Origin of the sequence: Paraphotobacterium marinum, from assembly GCF_002216855.1 — a bacterium.
GTDB classification, from domain to species: domain Bacteria; phylum Pseudomonadota; class Gammaproteobacteria; order Enterobacterales; family Vibrionaceae; genus Paraphotobacterium; species Paraphotobacterium marinum.
This window is the reverse complement of record NZ_CP022355.1, coordinates 299,749-317,435: the sequence shown is the minus strand read 5'-3', so window position 1 is coordinate 317,435 and position 17,687 is coordinate 299,749. Positions and strand designations below refer to the sequence as shown.

Sequence of the window (17,687 nt, the reverse complement as noted above, 5' to 3'; positions counted from 1 at the left end):
AAAATTTGCAATATTTTTTTTGCAATTCAAGTCACACATTTACTAATTTATTTTTTTTGGTTTAAATTACACTTGATATTTTTGTACAAAATATGTATAAATGTTAAAAACATGTTAAAAAAATGTAAATTTTATTTTGTTTTTGGGGGAAGTATGTCAAAAAGTAATATTGTCGAAGAAATATCTGATTTTGATATTGAAAAGGTTGATGTAGCCACAAATGTAGATGAATCTGACAGTTATGAATCAAATATTATTAACAGCAAAAGCCTTTCCAAGAAAGCATTAGATGCTACCCAATTATATCTTGGTGAAATAGGTTTTTCACCTTTATTATCCGCAGAGGAAGAAGTCTATTTTGCCAGGAAAGCATTAAAAGGAGATGATGCTGCTAGAAAAAGAATGATTGAAAGTAATTTAAGGTTAGTTGTTAAGATTTCTAGACGATATAACAATAGAGGGCTAGCTCTTCTTGATTTAGTCGAAGAAGGTAATCTTGGACTTATAAGAGCCGTTGAGAAATTTGATCCAGAAAGAGGTTTCAGGTTTTCAACTTATGCAACTTGGTGGATCCGTCAAACAATCGAAAGAGCTATAATGAATCAAACAAGAACTATTCGATTACCAATTCATGTTGTTAAGGAACTTAATGTTTATCTTAGAACTGCTCGTGAACTCTCTCAAAAACTTGATCATGAACCGACATCTGAAGATATTGCTAAAAAGTTGGATAAACCGATTGAAGATGTTGACAAAATGTTACGATTGAACGAAAAAATTAGTTCTGTCGATAATCCCATAGCAAATGATTCTGAAAAAGGGTTGCTTGATATCATTGCTGATCAAAAAGAACATGGACCAGAACTAAAAACACAACATGATGATATCAAAAATTCGATTGTTGACTGGTTATATCAACTTAATTCAAAACAAAAAGAAGTGTTAGCAAGAAGATTTGGTTTACTTGGTTATGAAGCCTCTACATTAGAAGATGTAGGAAAAGAAATAGGACTTACCAGAGAAAGAGTTAGGCAAATTCAAGTAGAAGGGCTAAAACGTTTAAAAGATATTTTAACCCATCAAGGTTTAAGTTTGGACTCTTTATTTGATTACAAAGATTAATAATTTTTATTTTGTAATTGTTTGAGAAAGTTAAGTGACTCTAAAGGAGTTGTGTTATTTAAATCTATGCTTTGTATTTTTTTTTCTAGTTTATTCAGCTCCAACTCACTGTCACTTTTATTTGTTTGGTTTAAACTGACGTAAGGGTCACCTTGTTCTTTTTCTAAAGCTAGTATTTTTTGCTTTGCCGATTCAATCACCGCTGAAGGTAATCCAGCCAATCTTGCCACTGAAATACCGAAAGATCTTGAAGTCGAACCTACTTTTATTTTATGGTTGAATGCAATGTCATTTATTTGTTCAACAGCATCGAAATGAAAGTTTTTAATTTTTTTAAACTGAGCTTCTAAATTAGTTAATTCATAATAATGAGTAGCAAACATTGTTAATGGTTGACTCTTTTCCATTAAATATTCAGAAGTAGCCCAGGCAATTGATAATCCATCATATGTACTTGTGCCTCTTCCAATTTCATCCAAAAGAACTAAACTTGATTTTGTTGCGTTATTTAAAATATTTGCGGTTTCAGTCATTTCTACCATAAAAGTTGACTTTCCTGAAGAAAGGTCATCTGATGCACCTATTCTTGTAAATATTCTATCAATAGGCCCAACTTTGCAAGATTCGGCGGGTACATATGAACCTATATGAGCCATGAGAGTTATTAGGGCAGTTTGCCTCATATACGTTGATTTTCCACCCATATTAGGTCCTGTGATAATCATCATTTTAATTGTTTCATCAAAGTTTGTATTGTTTGGTGAAAAGGTGCTATCTAATGACTTTTCTACAACGGGGTGTCTGCCATTTTTTATGGATAATATATTTTCATCAGTAAAAGTAGGGCGAGTATACGAATTTTCAATTGCGCTTATTGCGTTGGAGTTATGTACGTCAATAAGTGATAATATTTTTGCAATATCTTGTAGTTCCTCAAGCTTTTTATATAATGTATCAACTAGTTCAAACCAGATTTTTTTTTCTAAATTTAATATTTCGGTTTTTGATTTAATTAATTTTTCCTCATACTCAGCTAATGCTTCAACAGTATAACGCTCATAGTTTTTAAGAGTTTGTTTACGAATATAATGACTTGGCGCCTTTACAGCTTGAGCTTTTGAAATTTGTATAAAAAAACCATGGACTTTATTATAATTAACTTTCAATGAATCAATTGAATATTTTTTTTTCTCTTCCTTTTCGTAGTTTGCCACATAAGCGTCGACATTTTTGGATAAGGCTCTCCATTCATCAAGCTCTTGATTAAAGCCTTCAAGCACAAAGTTACCATCACGAACGGTTGATGGTGGATTTTCAACCAATATAGATGAGATCCTTTCTACAATAGACTTATATGTATCAGATAATAAGCTGACTTTTTTTAAATCATTGCTTGTGGTGTTATTCAATATATTTTGAAGGGTTGGTATTTTTTGTAATGTTGTTTTTAATTTAATTACATCTCTAGGAGTAACACTTTTTAAGGCAATTCTCGATATAATACGCTCTATATCAAAAACATGGTTGAGCTCATTCGCTATATCATTAAAAAGATCTTTTTGGATCAATTCAGCCACACAATTTAATTTTAAATTTAATAATTGAGTATCTCTTATAGGTTCATGAATTAGTTTTTTTAATAATCTTGCTCCCATAGCTGTTTGGGTTTTATTAATACACGAATAAAGAGTATTTTTACCGTTTTCCTTAGTATTTAAGGTAAGCTCTAAATGTTTACGGGTGTCTGCATCTAAAATAATATAGTCATCTTGATGAGATACTTTAATGGTTTTGATATGATCTAGAGTGCTTTTTTGACAATTTTTAACATATTCCAGCAAGACAGCTGCAGATGAAATAGCTGCATGTTTACTTGAAAATCCGAAACCGTCAAGATTATTAGTTTTAAAATGTTTGTTCAGAATAAATAAACAATTATCAATATTAAACTTATATGATGATAACTTTTTTACAGATATTGATGATGCAAATAAATCAGGATTTGGAAAATTTTCTTCGTACAATACCTCTGTAGGGAAGTTCTTAATTAAAGAACTTTGAAGTGCATTTAACGTGTCATATTCAGATATATTAAACTGGGCTGTTGATAATTCAATTGTTGCTAAAGCATATCTTTTATTCCTATATGAAACACATGCGATTAAGTTTTCATTTTGCTCATTTAAAAAACACTCATCTGTTAATGTGCCGGGAGTTATTACTTTGGTCACCTTTCTTTCCATTGGGCCTTTATTGGAGCCAGATATACCTAATTGCTCGCAGATTGCAATAGACTCTCCTAACTTTATAAGCTTTATTAAATAATTTTCTAATGAGTGGAAAGGAACTCCAGCCATTGGAATAGGGTTATCACTATTTTTGCCTCTACTTGTTAAAGTTAAATCTAACAGTTTTGATGCTTTTTTTGCGTCATCGAAAAATAATTCATAAAAATCCCCCATCCTATAAAATAATAATATTTCTGGGTATTCTGATTTAATATCCAAATACTGTTGGATCATAGGGGTTTGTTTTTGTGAAAAAGTTTCTTTAGACATTTTTAATCTTCTGTTTTTTTTAATTTAGCGTAATTATTTTAATTAAAGTTAGATTGTATCACGATAAATAAAAATATATTATACAATTAAATAATTTTAAATTGGATCTATATTATGAATGTAGATGAGGCTCAAATTCTAAACTTAGTAAAAAGTCTCAGTAAAGTTTTGACGATGAACAAAAAAACATTAACAGTAGTTGAATCTTGTACTGGTGGTGGTATTGGTTACTATATGACAAAACAACCAGGCTCATCTTCTTGGCTTCACTCTTCTCTGGTAACATATTCAAATGAAGCAAAATCTTGTATTTTGGGAATTCAACCTGATTATATTCTAAAATATGGAGCTGTTAGTCAAGAAGTTGCAATGCAAATGGCTAAAAATGGGCAGGCAAAAACAAATTCAAATATTGCTTTATCTGTTACAGGAATCGCAGGTCCGTCTGGAGGAACTGCTTTTAAACCAACTGGAACTGTATACTTTGGTTTAAGTAATGATTTAGGTGAGCGTAAGTATAAACATACTCTTTTTATGGGAAGTAGAGAACAAGTTAGAATTCAATCAATTTTTTATGGTCTAACTTTTTTGTATGAATTTATTACTTAGTATTTACAAATTACTGGAAACTGTACAAATAAACAGTATAATGTATTTAAATAAAAGTTTTATTATTAGGAATAAATAACAATGAACGAGAACAAACAAAAAGCTTTAGAGGCAGCACTAAGTCAAATTGATAAGCAATTTGGCAAAGGCTCAATCATGAGGTTGGGTGATAACAAAACCATGGATATTGAAACTGTTTCAACTGGTTCATTGTCTTTAGATATTGCGCTTGGTGCTGGTGGTCTTCCGTACGGTAGAATTGTTGAAATATATGGACCAGAATCTTCAGGGAAAACAACCTTAACTTTGCAGGTTATTGCTGAAGCACAAAAAGAAGGTAAAACTTGTGCTTTTATTGATGCTGAACATGCGCTAGACCCTTTATATGCAGGTAAAGTTGGAGTAGACATTGAAAATTTATTAGTTTCTCAACCCGACACGGGTGAACAAGCTTTAGAAATAGCTGATGCATTGACTAGATCAGGTGCTGTAGATGTTATTGTAGTTGATTCGGTGGCGGCGTTGACACCTAAGGCAGAGATTGAAGGAGATATGGGAGATGCTCATATGGGACTTCAAGCTAGAATGTTGTCCCAGGCGATGAGAAAATTAACCAGTAATTTAAAAGCTTCTAATACATTAATGATTTTTATCAACCAAATACGAATGAAAATAGGCGTAATGTTTGGTAGTCCAGAAACAACTACAGGAGGAAATGCACTAAAATTTTACGCTTCTGTACGGCTAGATATTAGAAGAACGGGTGCTATTAAAAATGGCGATGAAATAGTTGGTAACGAAACACGTGTAAAAGTAGTTAAAAATAAGATAGCAGCACCTTTTAAACAAGCTGAGTTCCAAATCTTATATGGGAAAGGTATAAATTTGTATGGTGAGTTAATAGATCTTGGCGTGCAACAAAAACTTATTGAAAAATCAGGTGCATGGTATAGTTATCAAGGAAGCAAAATAGGCCAAGGCAAAGCAAATGCAGTTAATTTTCTCAAAGAAAACTCCGCTATTGCTAATGAAATAGAATTGTCTTTACGAAATGAATTATTGGCTGGAATAACTTCTGATGAAAATGAAAGTCCTGATAATGTAACAAATATTAATCTTTAGGTAGAGTTTAATTCATATTTACATGAGTTAAATTCTTAATTTAAAGTGCACTATTTTTCTGTTATATTAATTTATAATATTTTATAAATTAATATAACTCTCATGACAATTAGCACAAATAACTTAAGAAAAAAGTTTTTATCCTTTTTTGAAAAAGAAGGACATACCAAAGTATCAAGTTCATCTTTAGTTCCTCAGAATGATCCTTCTCTTTTATTTACTAATGCAGGAATGAATCAATTTAAAGATGTATTTTTAGGAAAAGAGTCTCGAAACTACTCAAAAGCCACTTCAGCTCAGCGTTGTGTTAGAGCAGGAGGAAAGCATAACGATCTTGAAAATGTTGGCTTCACCGCAAGACACCATACATTTTTTGAAATGATGGGTAATTTTAGTTTTGGCGATTACTTTAAAGAAGAAGCCATTAAACTTGCCTGGAATTTTTTAACAATTGAATTAAAATTGCCAGAAGAAAAATTATTAGTTACTGTCTATCATGATGATCAAGAGGCATATGATATTTGGCATAATAATATTGGGCTTAGTAAAGATAAAATTATTAAAATAGGAGATAAGGGCTCTAAATATATATCTGATAATTTCTGGCAAATGGGAGATACGGGGCCATGTGGTCCATCTACAGAAATATTCTATGATCACGGGCCATCAGTATTTGGAGATAAACCAGGAACAAAAGATGAAGATGGCGATAGATACATTGAAATTTGGAATATTGTTTTTATGCAATATAATCGAAGCTCAAAAGGAGAGATGACGAATCTCCCTAAACCATCTGTTGATACAGGTATGGGTTTAGAGAGGTTGTCCGCAATATTACAGGGTGTTCATTCTAATTATGAAATAGACATTTTTAGAGAGTTAATCGAAAAATCGGGAAGAACTCTAGGGCTTCAAAGCTTTGAACATAACTCTCTAAAAGTGATAGCTGATCATATCAGATCAATTACATTTCTTATTTCCGATGGTGTCACTCCATCTAATGAGGGAAGAGGATATGTTTTAAGAAGAATCATTAGAAGAGCTTTTCGTCATGGACATAAGTTAGGTGCTAAAGAGGCATTTTTATTTAAATTAGTCCAAAGTGTTATTGACGTTATGAGCGATGTTGCAAAAGATATTATCCATCAAAAAAAGAAAATCGAATCAATAATAAAAAGAGAAGAAGAAAACTTTGAAAAAACATTGGATAGAGGTTTATTACTTCTCAAAATGAAATGGATAAATTATCTTCTGGTGATAACTTAAGTGGTGATGTTGCATTTAAATTATATGATACTTATGGGTTCCCTTTAGACTTAACCTTTGATGTTTTGAGAGAAAAAGGGTTAGAGGTTGAAGAGCACAGATTTAATGAGTTGATGGATATACAAAAAAAACGAGCAAAAAATCAAGGTAAATTTAATGTAAATTTAGATAGTACTTCAATCATTGAAGGAAAGAGTATATTTCATGGGTATGAACAAGATCTTTTAGAAACAGAAGTGAAAGAAATCTTTGATATTGATATGAATCGCTTGGATAGTTTATCAAGTGGTAAAGAAGCCTACTTAGTTTTATTAGAAACGCCTTTCTATGCTGAATCAGGCGGCCAAGTTGGAGATACCGGTACTATTAGAGGAAAAGATAACTGTTTTATAGTTTCAGATACTCAAAAAATCGGCAACATATATCTCCATAAGGGAGTGATTGCATCAGGAGTAGTTAATAAACATGAAAAAGTAATAGCTGAAATTGATGTGAAACATAGAAATAATATTAGACTCAACCATACTGCAACACATTTACTTCACAGTGCTCTTAAACAAGTGATTGGAGATACTGTTAACCAAAAAGGCTCTTTAGTAAAGGAAGACATGCTTCGATTTGACTTTTCATCAGATACTAGTCTTGATAATGAACAACTTTTGAAAGTTGAAGACATAGTAAATAATGTGATTAGGAAAAATATCAAGGTTTCAACTGAATTAATGAATATCGATGATGCTAAAAAGAAAGGCGCGTTAGCTTTATTCGGAGAAAAATATGAAGAAGAAGTTAGAGTACTATCTATTAATGACTTCTCAGTAGAGCTTTGCGGAGGCACACATGTTCAAAGAACGGGAGATATTGGGTTATTTAAAATATTATCAGAGAGTGGAATTGCTTCAGGAATAAGAAGAATAGAAGCAAGTACAGGTGAATTTGCTTTGAAACATATACAAGAGAACTCCACAGTTATATCTCGAATAAGTAACGAGCTTAAAGTAGATGAAAATACAATTTTTGATAAAGTCTCAACTTTATTGAAGAGAAACAGAAGTTTAGAAAAAGAAGTTAGTCAATTAAACGAGGCAAAAGTACTCAATGAGAAGTCATCTTTGATTTCGAATGCAGTAAAATATGGTGATATCTCGTTGGTGGTATCAAATTTGGGAAGTGTTAGTTCTAAAAGTTTAAAACAGCTTGTTGACGATATAAAAAATGAGGTCAATAAAGTAGTGGTGGTATTAGCATGCGTTAACTCTGGCAAAATCTCACTGGTAGCGGGGGTATCAAATAACATAACTCAAATTATTAAAGCTGGTGATATTGTCCGCTATGTTTCCGAAAAAATAGGTGGCAAAGGTGGAGGAAGACCTGATTTCGCTCAAGCAGGTGGTACAGATCTTGCTTCACTTAAGGATGCGCTTTTGTCTATTCCAGTTTATGTTGAGAAAAGCATTAATTCTCTAAATTGAATTTATTATTAAATTTATTTACTAAAACTGGATATTTAAGATAAAATGAGCAACTATTTTGAATGTGATGTGAAAATATTAAAACTCTAAGGAGATTATGGATGTTAATTTTGACAAGACGAGTCGGTGAGACCTTGATGATTGGAGATGAAGTAACTGTAACTGTTTTAGGAGTAAAAGGTAATCAAGTAAGAATTGGTGTTAATGCTCCTAAAGAAGTATCTGTTCATCGTGAAGAAATTTATATGAGAATACAATCAGAGAAAGATGCAGAGGAACGAAATGACGAGTTTTAATTTTTTTGGTCGTAAATTCAGCATTTAAAAAAAAAAATGAACAAACAGATTGACTTATTTTATTACCCTAGTATTATAAATTTCCATTGATGTGGTGAGGTGGCCGAGTGGCTGAAGGCGCTCCCCTGCTAAGGGAGTATACGGTTTGTCCCGTATCGAGGGTTCGAATCCCTCCCTCACCGCCATTAAAAGTGCGCTCGTAGCTCAGCTGGATAGAGTACCTGGCTACGAACCAGGCGGTCGGAGGTTCGAATCCTCCCGAGCGCGCCATTCTTATTAGCGTCCGTAGCTCAGCTGGATAGAGTACCTGGCTACGAACCAGGCGGTCGGAGGTTCGAATCCTCCCGGACGCGCCATATTTATATTATTTCGGTGAGGTGGCCGAGTGGCTGAAGGCGCTCCCCTGCTAAGGGAGTATACGGTTTGTCCCGTATCGAGGGTTCGAATCCCTCCCTCACCGCCATCAAAAGTGCGCTCGTAGCTCAGCTGGATAGAGTACCTGGCTACGAACCAGGCGGTCGGAGGTTCGAATCCTCCCGAGCGCGCCATCTACAATATGCTTTTAAAGCGCTCTTAGCTCAGCTGGATAGAGTACCTGGCTTCGAACCAGGTGGTCGCAGGTTCGAATCCTGCAGGGCGCGCCAATCAAGCAACCAGATTAAATAATATTTATAAATTAGTTGTTTATCGTAATTAATTCGTTATGATAAGTATACAACTTAGAATAAACAGAGAAATACTTTGAGTAACTTTAATTTGAAATTAGAATCAATTGGGCGCAATCCAAGTGTACTATGTCAAATCTCTCGAGGGATAGAGAGGGAAGCTCTGAGAATCGACGGAAACGGATCCTTGTCTAAAACCTTACATTCTGAAAATTGGGCTCAGCATTAACAAATAGATTTATTACAACTGACTATAGCGAGTCTTTGCTTGAATTTATAACACCAGTATCAAAAAAAACTAATGAAACAATTCATCAACTTACAGATATCCATAAATTTACCTATTTAAACTTACCAGGAGAATACTTGTGGCCAATGTCAATGCCATGCTATGTTGGAAATGAGGATGATATCAAAATTGCTTCTTATGGAACTTCAAATATTGCGAAAATGAAGTCGACATATAGACTTGGGCTCAAGCATAGATATGGTAGTTTGATGCAAATTATTGCGGGTGTACACTATAATTTTTCGTTTCCAGATGAGTTTTGGAAATGTATTTACAATATAGATTCTAAAAATTTTGCACATCAGAAATCAGATTTTTATTTTGCATTAATTCGAAACTATTTGAGATATGGCTGGATAATACCTTATTTTTTTGGTGCATCTCCAGCTATCTGTAAATCCTTTATTGATAATTCATCATGTAGAAAATATGACTTTAATACTTATAACCATTCGAATTGTTATCTTCCTTGGGCAACCTCTCTAAGATTAAGTGACTTAGGGTATACTGATAGTAATGAACAAGGCCTAATTAAAACATCGTATAACTCTCTTCAAGAATATATTACCTCAATAACTAAGGCTATGAATACAAAATCTTCAATATATTCTAATATTAGCTATGGAGATGAAGAACAACCGAACCAGCTTAATGACAATATTTTACAAATAGAAAACGAACATTATGCTCCAATCAGGCCTAAAAGGGTAACTAACCCAAATGAAAAGCCACTTGAGGCTCTAAACCATAGAGGGGTTGAATATATTGAGATTCGATCTTTAGATGTTAATCCATTTTCTCCTATTGGTATAAGCAAAGAACAAGTTCTATTTCTAGATGTATTTCTAACATGGTTAGCATTAGAAGATTCACATGAAATAAGTAGTGAGGAAGAAGCAAAGATAAAAACAAATTGGAGTAGAGTAATACTTGAAGGAAGAAAAAATAATTTGCAATTATTACACGGCTCAAAAGAAAAAAAATTGAAAGAGTGGTTGAGTCAAATTTTTGAGCAGTTATATAAAGTTGCAAAATTGTTTGATTTAAATAACTCTATTAATCTTTACCAAGAGAATTTAAATTTTTTTAAGAAGCAAATTGAAGACACTTCGCTAACTTTGTCTGGAAAGTTTCTTGATAGGCTTTTTGAGGTTTCAAACATTAAAGAGCTTGGCTTATCCTTAGCAAGGGATCATAAAGCAGACTTGGAAAAAGCAAAATTTAATAATTTGGATGAAAAAACTTTTCAATTGGAAGTAAGTGAATCTTTAACAAGACAAAGAAAATTAGAATCGTTAAGCCAAGAAAAATTTTCTACTTTTTTGAAAAACTACTTTAATTAGTATTATTCTTTTCGAATTTACAATTTGATTGCATGAAGTTTGGTTTTTAATTACATCTTCATGCTATCTTCAATTTTATATATTTACGTATACAATTTAAATTTTAATTAATAAGCTTTTTTATATCAAGTTCAATATCTAAATCTACTTTCTCAACCTTTTAACTTTCACTAAATTAATCCTATTCTTTGATACATCGATAACCTCAATTTGATAATTTGAAATTTTTATTGTTCTTCCTGCTTCGGGAATATCTTCTATATGCTCGAGAATGAGACCATTTAGTGTTCTGGGGCCATCATTAGGTAAATTCCAAATTAAATTTTTATTAAGTTCTCTTAGATTAACACCACCTTCTATAATAAAGCTGCCATCTTTTTGAGGTGTTATCTCTTCTGATAAGTTTGAAGAAATGGATGTTGTAAACTCACCAACAATTTCTTCTAAAATATCTTCCAATGTAACAAGACCAATTATATCACCATATTCGTCAACTATTAGGCCAATTCTCTCTTTGTTTCTCTGAAATTTAAGAAGTTGAGTATTTAAGGGAGTACCTTCAGGTATAAAGTAAATTTCATCGGCAGCTCTCAAAAGTGTTTCTTTATTAAACTCATTTTTTTCGATCATGAGTCTGTAGGCTTCTTTAACTCTGAGCATACCCACAACTTCATCAATTTGGTCCCTGTAAAGTACTATACGACTATGCGCTGAGTGGGTTAATTGTCGTACTATAGATTTCCAGTCATCATTAATATCTATTCCTGTAAGCTCATTCCTTGGTATCATAATTTCATCAACAGTAACATTTTCAAGATCTAAAATTGAAACTAACATGTTTTGATGTCGTTTTGGGATTAATGCTCCGGCCTCATTGACCACAGTTCTTAATTCATCAGTACTTAAATGGTGTTCATCATTGTTATTTACTCGCAGCCCAAAAGTTTTCAATACTAAAATAGAAAAATTATTAAGTAGCCAAACTAGAGGATAAAAGATAAACATTAGATATTTGAGTACAAAACTGCTTATAAATGATACTTTTTCAGAATATACTGCTGCAATTGTTTTAGGAATAACTTCTGAAAAGACTAATACCAAAATTGTTAGAATCATTACAGCACCAGTATCCCACCAGCCACCAAATCTTTGTCCAAATATAGTTGCAATAGACGCTGCAAGGTTATTCGCGAAAAGATTACCTATTAAAATTAGGCTCAAAAGTCTATCTGGTCTTTTTATTAGCTTTTCTGCACGTTTTGCATGCTTATTACCTTTATTTGCAAGATGACGTAATTTATATTTATTTACAGACATTAACCCAGTTTCTGAGCCAGAAAAAAAAGCAGAAATAAATATCAAAATAATTAAACTTATTATTAAAACAATTGAGCCTATTTCTTCCAAAGAGAATTCCTCACTTAACTATGGTGAAAAAAGTAAATATAAGTCATTAAGATTATACCTAATAAATTAACATAATCTATATACTTGCTTTTTAAAATTTTACAGAGATTAAATAATAAAAGTAGTGAATAAATTATAAATATAATTATAGACAGTATCAGATTTGTGTAACTAATAAGTTCAAAGCTTAGAAATTTAGGTTGGAATGAACTCAACAGTGTGAAAATTAAAAATAAATAACCCAGTTTTATTAATAATAATTGTTGTTCATGAAGCTTTTGTAAAGAAGGGCTATTGGTTTTGAAATAAATATTTTTATTTTTAAGTTTTTTATAAACAATTCTGTATAAAAAGTTATATATTAGTGCAAGTAACATAAAAGAATAACTAATGAGACCTAAAAGAAAATGAATTATAAAAATTAGACTTATAGACTTATTTTCAACAAGGGGTATTTTAAAGAATAAAAGTAAAATTAGAGAAATAAGGCTAATGATATTAGTTGTTTTAACGAGAAGTTCTAGATTTTTACTAGAACTTAATCTGTTTAAAATTAACGTTATCGTTAAAATTGTTAAAGACGTTAAATCAAAAAGGTTTAGATTTAATATTGATTGAGATATAATCGAAAAACCAATTGCTAGTGCATGAAAAATGTAAGCTAAACTTAAAAAAATATTAAAACTGGTATAAGTGGAGTTTTTTTGTGTATTAGCATACATGAATTTAATAGAAATTAAATAGCATAAAATAGAAATAATAGAAACTGAAATCATAAGTAATATATCAGCATTTTAGTTAAAATTTATTATAAATGAATTTTTCTTTTTTTTCTAATTTCGATAATTAAATATTTAATATAGAGAAAAAAATAATGTTTAATAATTTAACAGATCGTCTTTCAAGAACACTTAAAAATATAAGTGGTAAAGGTCGTCTCACAGAAGAAAATATCAAAAGTTCTTTACGTGAGGTCAGAATGGCCCTTTTAGAGGCAGACGTTGCTCTTGAAGTAGTCAGAAATTTTATTAAAAAAGTTAAAGAAAAAGCTGTTGGTCTAGAGGTTTCTAAAAGTTTATCTCCTGGTCAAGAGTTTATTAAAATAGTCCAAAAAGAGTTAGAAGAAGTTATGGGAGAATCAAATGAGTCTCTTAACTTATCTACTCAACCACCAGCAGTTATTTTAATGGCGGGGCTTCAGGGTGCGGGGAAGACAACTACTGCTGCAAAATTAGCTGCATTTATTGAAAAAAATGATAAAAAGAAAGTTTTATTGGTATCAACAGATGTATATCGTCCTGCTGCTATTAAACAATTAGAAACCTTAGCAAATGAGATAAAAGTTGATTTTTTTAGCTCAAATATTAATGAATCTCCAATTGATATTACACAAAAAGCAATAAAACAGGCCAAGTTAAAATTTTACGATGTTCTAATAATTGATACTGCTGGTAGACTTCATGTTGATGAAGATATGATGAGTGAAATTTCGCTCATACATAAAGAATCAAATCCGATTGAAACTCTTTTTGTTGTTGATTCAATGACCGGACAAGATGCTGCAAATACAGCTAAGGCTTTTAATGACTTACTTCCTTTATCTGGAGTTATACTCACTAAAATTGATGGGGATACTCGTGGTGGGGCAGCTCTTTCAGTAAAAGAAATTACTGGTAAACCAATCAAGTTTTTAGGTGTATCAGAAAAAATAAATGGATTGGAACCTTTTTATCCAGACAGGATTGCGTCAAGGATCTTAGGGATGGGCGACGTTCTTTCTTTAATAGAAGATATTGAAAAAAACGTTGATAAAGATAAAGCATCTAAACTTGCGAAAAAAATTAAGTCGAAAAAAAGTTTTGATTTGGATGATTTTGTTGAGCAACTTGGACAAATGAAAAAAATGGGTGGAATGACTGGTATGCTTTCTAAGTTGCCGGGTGCTGCGAACTTACCAGATCATGTGAAAGATCAAGTCGATGATAATACTTTTATTAAAATGGAGGTTATTATTAGCTCAATGACAAAAAAAGAAAGACAAAAACCAGAAATTATAAAAGGCTCTCGTAAAAAAAGAATAGCTGTTGGTTCTGGTACCAGTGTCCAAGATGTTAACAAATTATTAAAGCAATTTACCCAAATGCAAAAAATGATGAAAAAAATGCAAACTGGTGGTATTCGTAATATGATGAAAAGTATGAAAGGCATGATGCCAAACAATAAGTTTCAAGGATTTTAGTATTATTTTTATCAAATATAGTTGCATTTAATTTTATTAATAGTAAAATTCTATGGCTTAATGTATGTATATCTTGTATAAGATATATTTTTTTTTATTTATTGGATGTAAAGAGGACGATATGGTAACCATTCGTTTAGCGCGTCATGGCGCAAAAAAACGCCCATTTTATCAAATTGTTGTTGCAGATTCTCGTTTTAAGCGTGATGGCAGAAGCATTGAAAAGATTGGTTTTTTTAACCCTTTAGCTCAAGGTAAAGAAGAACGTTTGCGTTTAGACCTTGATAGAGTAATGCACTGGGTTAGTGAAGGTGCAACTGTTTCTGACAGAGCAGCTAAACTTATCAAAGATGCACAAAATAATGCTTAATTTTATCTGATCATGGAAAAGAATGACATGAAAGATCAACATAGTATAGTTGTTGTGGGTAAGTTAGGTTCTGCCTATGGGATTAAAGGTTGGTTAAAATTACATTCTTTTACTGAAGTATCTGAAGATATTTTTAAGTACAATCCATGGTACATTCAATCTAATCATGATTGGAACATTGTGTGCCTTGAAGATTGGAAAAAACATGGGAAATCATACATTGTTAAATTACGCGGTATTGATGTCCGAGAGGATGTTCAATATTATTCTAATTTAAATATTGGTGTGAATTCTAATACGTTACCAACACTTTCTAACTCTGAGTTTTATTGGCTTGAGCTAGTAGGTATGGATGTTTTTACTACTAAAAACTATCATTTAGGTAAAGTTTCTGAAATTTTAGAAACTGGTTCAAATGATGTCCTGGTAATAAAAGCTAACGTAAATGATGCTTTTAATAAAAAGGAAAGATTAATTCCATTTATTGACGAGCAAGTAATAAAATTTATTAGTCGTAAAGACAATAAGATAGAAGTTGACTGGGAACCAGGCTTTTAAGGCTAAGAGTTATGACGAATGAGCCATTGAATATAGGTGTTATAACAATTTTCCCGGAAATGTTTGAGTCTATACTGAAATCAGGAATAGTCGCTAAAGCTATAAACAATAACTTAGTTTCTATTACCTTTTCAAATCCAAGAGATTTTGCTGAAGATAATAGAAAAACTATTGATGAAAAAGTATTTGGAGGCGGGCCTGGTATGCTTATGATGGCTCCTCCACTTGAAAAATCTTTAAAATTTTTAAAAAAAAAATTGGGAGATGATTCATTAGTTGTATATGTTTCACCACAAGGTAAGAAATTTAATAATGTCTTATCTAAGAAAGTTGTAAATAATAATAAGATTATTTTAATTTGTGGAAGATATGAAGGTATTGATGAGCGATTTATTGAAACATTTGTTGATGAAGAGTGGTCAATAGGCGACTATGTTTTAACAGGTGGTGAATTAGCTTCTATGGTTATTATTGATAGTGTAACAAGGTTTATTCCTGGGGCATTAGGAGATAAATGCTCTGTGGAAGAGGATTCATTTGAGAATGGTCTTTTAGATTATCCTCATTATACAAAACCTAGAGTTTATAATGGAAAAGCGGTACCAGATATACTATTAAATGGTAATCACGAAAAGATTTTAGATTGGAGGCAAAAACAGTCATTGGGAAGAACTTGGCTTCGAAGACCAGAGTTGCTGGAAAATCTAGCTCTGACTGATAAACAAGAAAAACTTCTTTCAGAATTTATTGAAGAACGAAAGAATTTAATGAATGAATAATATATTCAGTTTAATCTAGGAAATAATTATGAGTAACATTATTAAAGATATAGAAAATGCACAATTAAAACAAAGTTTACCTAATTTTGCTCCGGGTGATACAGTATCCGTTAAAGTTAAAGTAAAAGAAGGTACGAGAGAGAGATTACAGGCTTTTGAAGGTGTTGTAATAGCTGTAAGGAATAGAGGCCTGCATTCCGCTTTTACTGTTAGAAAGATTTCTAATGGAGAGGGTGTAGAAAGAACTTTTCAAACACATTCACCGATTGTCGATAGTATTGAGGTCAAAAGAAAAGGTTTGGTTAGACGTTCAAAGTTATATTATTTGAGAGAACGTTCTGGTAAAGCGGCAAGAATTAAAGAAAAACTTGCTAAATAAAATACTAAGAAAGAGCTTTTAAAGCTCTTTTTTTTGGGAGGGACTTGTTAATTTTTGTAAAGTAAAGTTTACACTTTAATTTTATCGATTATTTGATAGTTGATTATTAAAACTATAATATTTCACTTATTAAAAAATTTTATTATAAACATGGAGAAATTTATAGTGAATAGTTCTTTAAGTGATATACACATTAAAAATGCAAGTATATTAATTTCACCAGATGAATTAAAAGAAATATATCCAATCCAAAATAATGACTTTGTACATACTTCAAGAAAAACTATTTCCAATATCATTCATAAAATTGATAATAGACTTTTGGTAGTTTGTGGCCCTTGTTCTATTCATGACGTATCAGCAGCTCTTGATTATGCAAAAAAGCTAAAGCATTTATCTGATAAATTAAAAGACAAGATTTTTATTGTAATGCGTGTATATTTTGAAAAACCTAGGACCACTGTTGGCTGGAAAGGTTTAATAAATGACCCTGATTTAGATGACTCATTTGACATGGAAAAGGGGCTTAAAATAGCAAGAAAATTATTGATTGATATTACTAATATAGGTTTGCCTATTGCAACAGAAGCTCTAGATCCTATTACACCACAGTACATTGATGATTTGATTTCTTGGTCTGCTATCGGTGCCAGGACAACAGAATCCCAGACTCATCGTGAAATGGCCAGCGGTTTATCTATGCCTGTTGGTTTTAAAAATGGTACTGATGGCAGCCTTGATGTTGCAATTAATGCGATGAAATCGGCAGCATCACCGCACAGATTTTTTGGAATTAACAGTCAAGGTAAAGTTGCGATACTATCCACATCTGGTAATAAGGATGGACATATAATTTTAAGAGGTGGAGTGACCCCCAACTATGAAGAAAAGTTTGTTAATGAGTGTGAGCAGTTTATGTTAAAAAACAAATTAAATCCTTCTATTATGATAGACTGCAGTCATGCCAATTCATATAAAAATTATAAAAATCAACCTAAGGTTATTGATGATGTTATTGAACAAATAAAAAGAGGAAATAACACAATTACTGGATTAATGATAGAAAGTAATTTAAATGAAGGAAATCAAACCATAACAACAAAAGATAAACTATTATATGGCGTGTCGTTAACAGATGGCTGTATAAACTGGCAAACAACTGAAGAGCAATTATATAAAATTGCTGAAATATAAATATGGTTGAAATACTATT

At 31.7% G+C, this 17,687-nt stretch carries 13 protein-coding genes, 6 tRNA genes and 1 pseudogene; 18 read left to right on the top strand and 2 right to left on the bottom strand.

Features of this window, described 5'->3' with window-relative positions; genetic code table 11:
- The first annotated feature begins 153 nt into the window (after positions 1-153).
- The gene (gene rpoS, locus CF386_RS01685; RefSeq protein WP_089073739.1) at positions 154-1,122 is read left to right on the top strand and encodes an RNA polymerase sigma factor RpoS; all 969 of its coding nucleotides are present in this window, start codon (positions 154-156) and stop codon (positions 1,120-1,122) included.
- Here rpoS and mutS read toward each other — a convergent pair.
- The gene (mutS, locus tag CF386_RS01680) at positions 1,119-3,680 is read right to left on the bottom strand and encodes a DNA mismatch repair protein MutS (protein WP_089072765.1); all 2,562 of its coding nucleotides are present in this window, start codon (positions 3,678-3,680) and stop codon (positions 1,119-1,121) included. The two genes, rpoS and mutS, sit on opposite strands and share 4 nt — an antisense overlap.
- A gap of 114 nt (positions 3,681-3,794) precedes the next feature.
- Between mutS and CF386_RS01675 the strand changes: the two genes are divergently transcribed.
- From CF386_RS01675 to gshA, 11 genes and pseudogenes are all read left to right on the top strand, one after another.
- Positions 3,795-4,289: a CinA family protein gene (locus CF386_RS01675; protein ID WP_089072764.1), complete on the top strand. Its 495-nt coding sequence runs from the start codon at positions 3,795-3,797 to the stop codon at positions 4,287-4,289.
- 81 nt (positions 4,290-4,370) lie between these two features.
- Positions 4,371-5,411 carry a recombinase RecA gene (gene recA / locus CF386_RS01670; protein ID WP_089072763.1) on the top strand — a complete coding sequence of 347 codons (1,041 nt, stop codon included), beginning with the start codon at positions 4,371-4,373 and terminating at the stop codon, positions 5,409-5,411.
- A gap of 102 nt (positions 5,412-5,513) precedes the next feature.
- Positions 5,514-8,149: pseudogene (alaS, locus tag CF386_RS01665) on the top strand (alanine--tRNA ligase).
- A gap of 101 nt (positions 8,150-8,250) precedes the next feature.
- Complete coding sequence (gene csrA / locus CF386_RS01660; protein WP_089072762.1) at positions 8,251-8,445, top strand: carbon storage regulator CsrA; 195 nt, start codon at positions 8,251-8,253, stop codon at positions 8,443-8,445.
- Positions 8,446-8,538: 93 nt separating this feature from the next.
- A tRNA-Ser gene (locus CF386_RS01655) sits at positions 8,539-8,630 on the top strand.
- A gap of 8 nt (positions 8,631-8,638) precedes the next feature.
- Positions 8,639-8,715 (top strand) — tRNA-Arg (locus CF386_RS01650).
- A 9-nt stretch (positions 8,716-8,724) separates the two neighbouring features.
- A tRNA-Arg gene (locus CF386_RS01645) sits at positions 8,725-8,801 on the top strand.
- Between the two features lie 15 nt (positions 8,802-8,816).
- A tRNA-Ser gene (locus CF386_RS01640) sits at positions 8,817-8,908 on the top strand.
- An 8-nt stretch (positions 8,909-8,916) separates the two neighbouring features.
- Positions 8,917-8,993, top strand: a tRNA-Arg gene (locus CF386_RS01635).
- A gap of 19 nt (positions 8,994-9,012) precedes the next feature.
- Positions 9,013-9,089: transfer RNA gene (locus CF386_RS01630), tRNA-Arg, on the top strand.
- Between the two features lie 234 nt (positions 9,090-9,323).
- The gene (gene gshA, locus CF386_RS01625) at positions 9,324-10,742 is read left to right on the top strand and encodes a glutamate--cysteine ligase (RefSeq protein ID WP_089072761.1); all 1,419 of its coding nucleotides are present in this window, start codon (positions 9,324-9,326) and stop codon (positions 10,740-10,742) included.
- Positions 10,743-10,886: 144 nt separating this feature from the next.
- Here gshA and CF386_RS01620 read toward each other — a convergent pair whose 3' ends face one another.
- A complete protein-coding gene (locus CF386_RS01620) occupies positions 10,887-12,149 on the bottom strand; it encodes an HlyC/CorC family transporter (protein ID WP_089072760.1) in 1,263 nt (420 codons plus the stop codon).
- An 874-nt stretch (positions 12,150-13,023) separates the two neighbouring features.
- On the opposite strand from CF386_RS01620, the gene ffh reads away from it, so the two are divergent.
- The 6 genes from ffh (at position 13,024) to CF386_RS01585 (ending at position 17,668) form a co-directional block, all read left to right on the top strand.
- Positions 13,024-14,388, top strand: coding sequence for a signal recognition particle protein (gene ffh, locus CF386_RS01610; RefSeq protein WP_089072758.1), 1,365 nt, complete (start codon positions 13,024-13,026; stop codon positions 14,386-14,388).
- A 121-nt stretch (positions 14,389-14,509) separates the two neighbouring features.
- Positions 14,510-14,758, top strand: coding sequence for a 30S ribosomal protein S16 (rpsP, locus tag CF386_RS01605; protein ID WP_089072757.1), 249 nt, complete (start codon positions 14,510-14,512; stop codon positions 14,756-14,758).
- Between the two features lie 27 nt (positions 14,759-14,785).
- The gene (rimM, locus tag CF386_RS01600) at positions 14,786-15,316 is read left to right on the top strand and encodes a ribosome maturation factor RimM (protein WP_089072756.1); all 531 of its coding nucleotides are present in this window, start codon (positions 14,786-14,788) and stop codon (positions 15,314-15,316) included.
- A gap of 11 nt (positions 15,317-15,327) precedes the next feature.
- Positions 15,328-16,095 carry a tRNA (guanosine(37)-N1)-methyltransferase TrmD gene (gene trmD, locus CF386_RS01595; RefSeq protein ID WP_404824942.1) on the top strand — a complete coding sequence of 256 codons (768 nt, stop codon included), beginning with the start codon at positions 15,328-15,330 and terminating at the stop codon, positions 16,093-16,095.
- A gap of 28 nt (positions 16,096-16,123) precedes the next feature.
- A complete protein-coding gene (gene rplS, locus CF386_RS01590; protein ID WP_089072755.1) occupies positions 16,124-16,474 on the top strand; it encodes a 50S ribosomal protein L19 in 351 nt (116 codons plus the stop codon).
- A gap of 162 nt (positions 16,475-16,636) precedes the next feature.
- Positions 16,637-17,668, top strand: a complete 1,032-nt coding sequence (locus CF386_RS01585; RefSeq protein ID WP_145955022.1) for a 3-deoxy-7-phosphoheptulonate synthase — start codon at positions 16,637-16,639, stop codon at positions 17,666-17,668.
- Positions 17,669-17,687 lie beyond the last annotated feature (19 nt).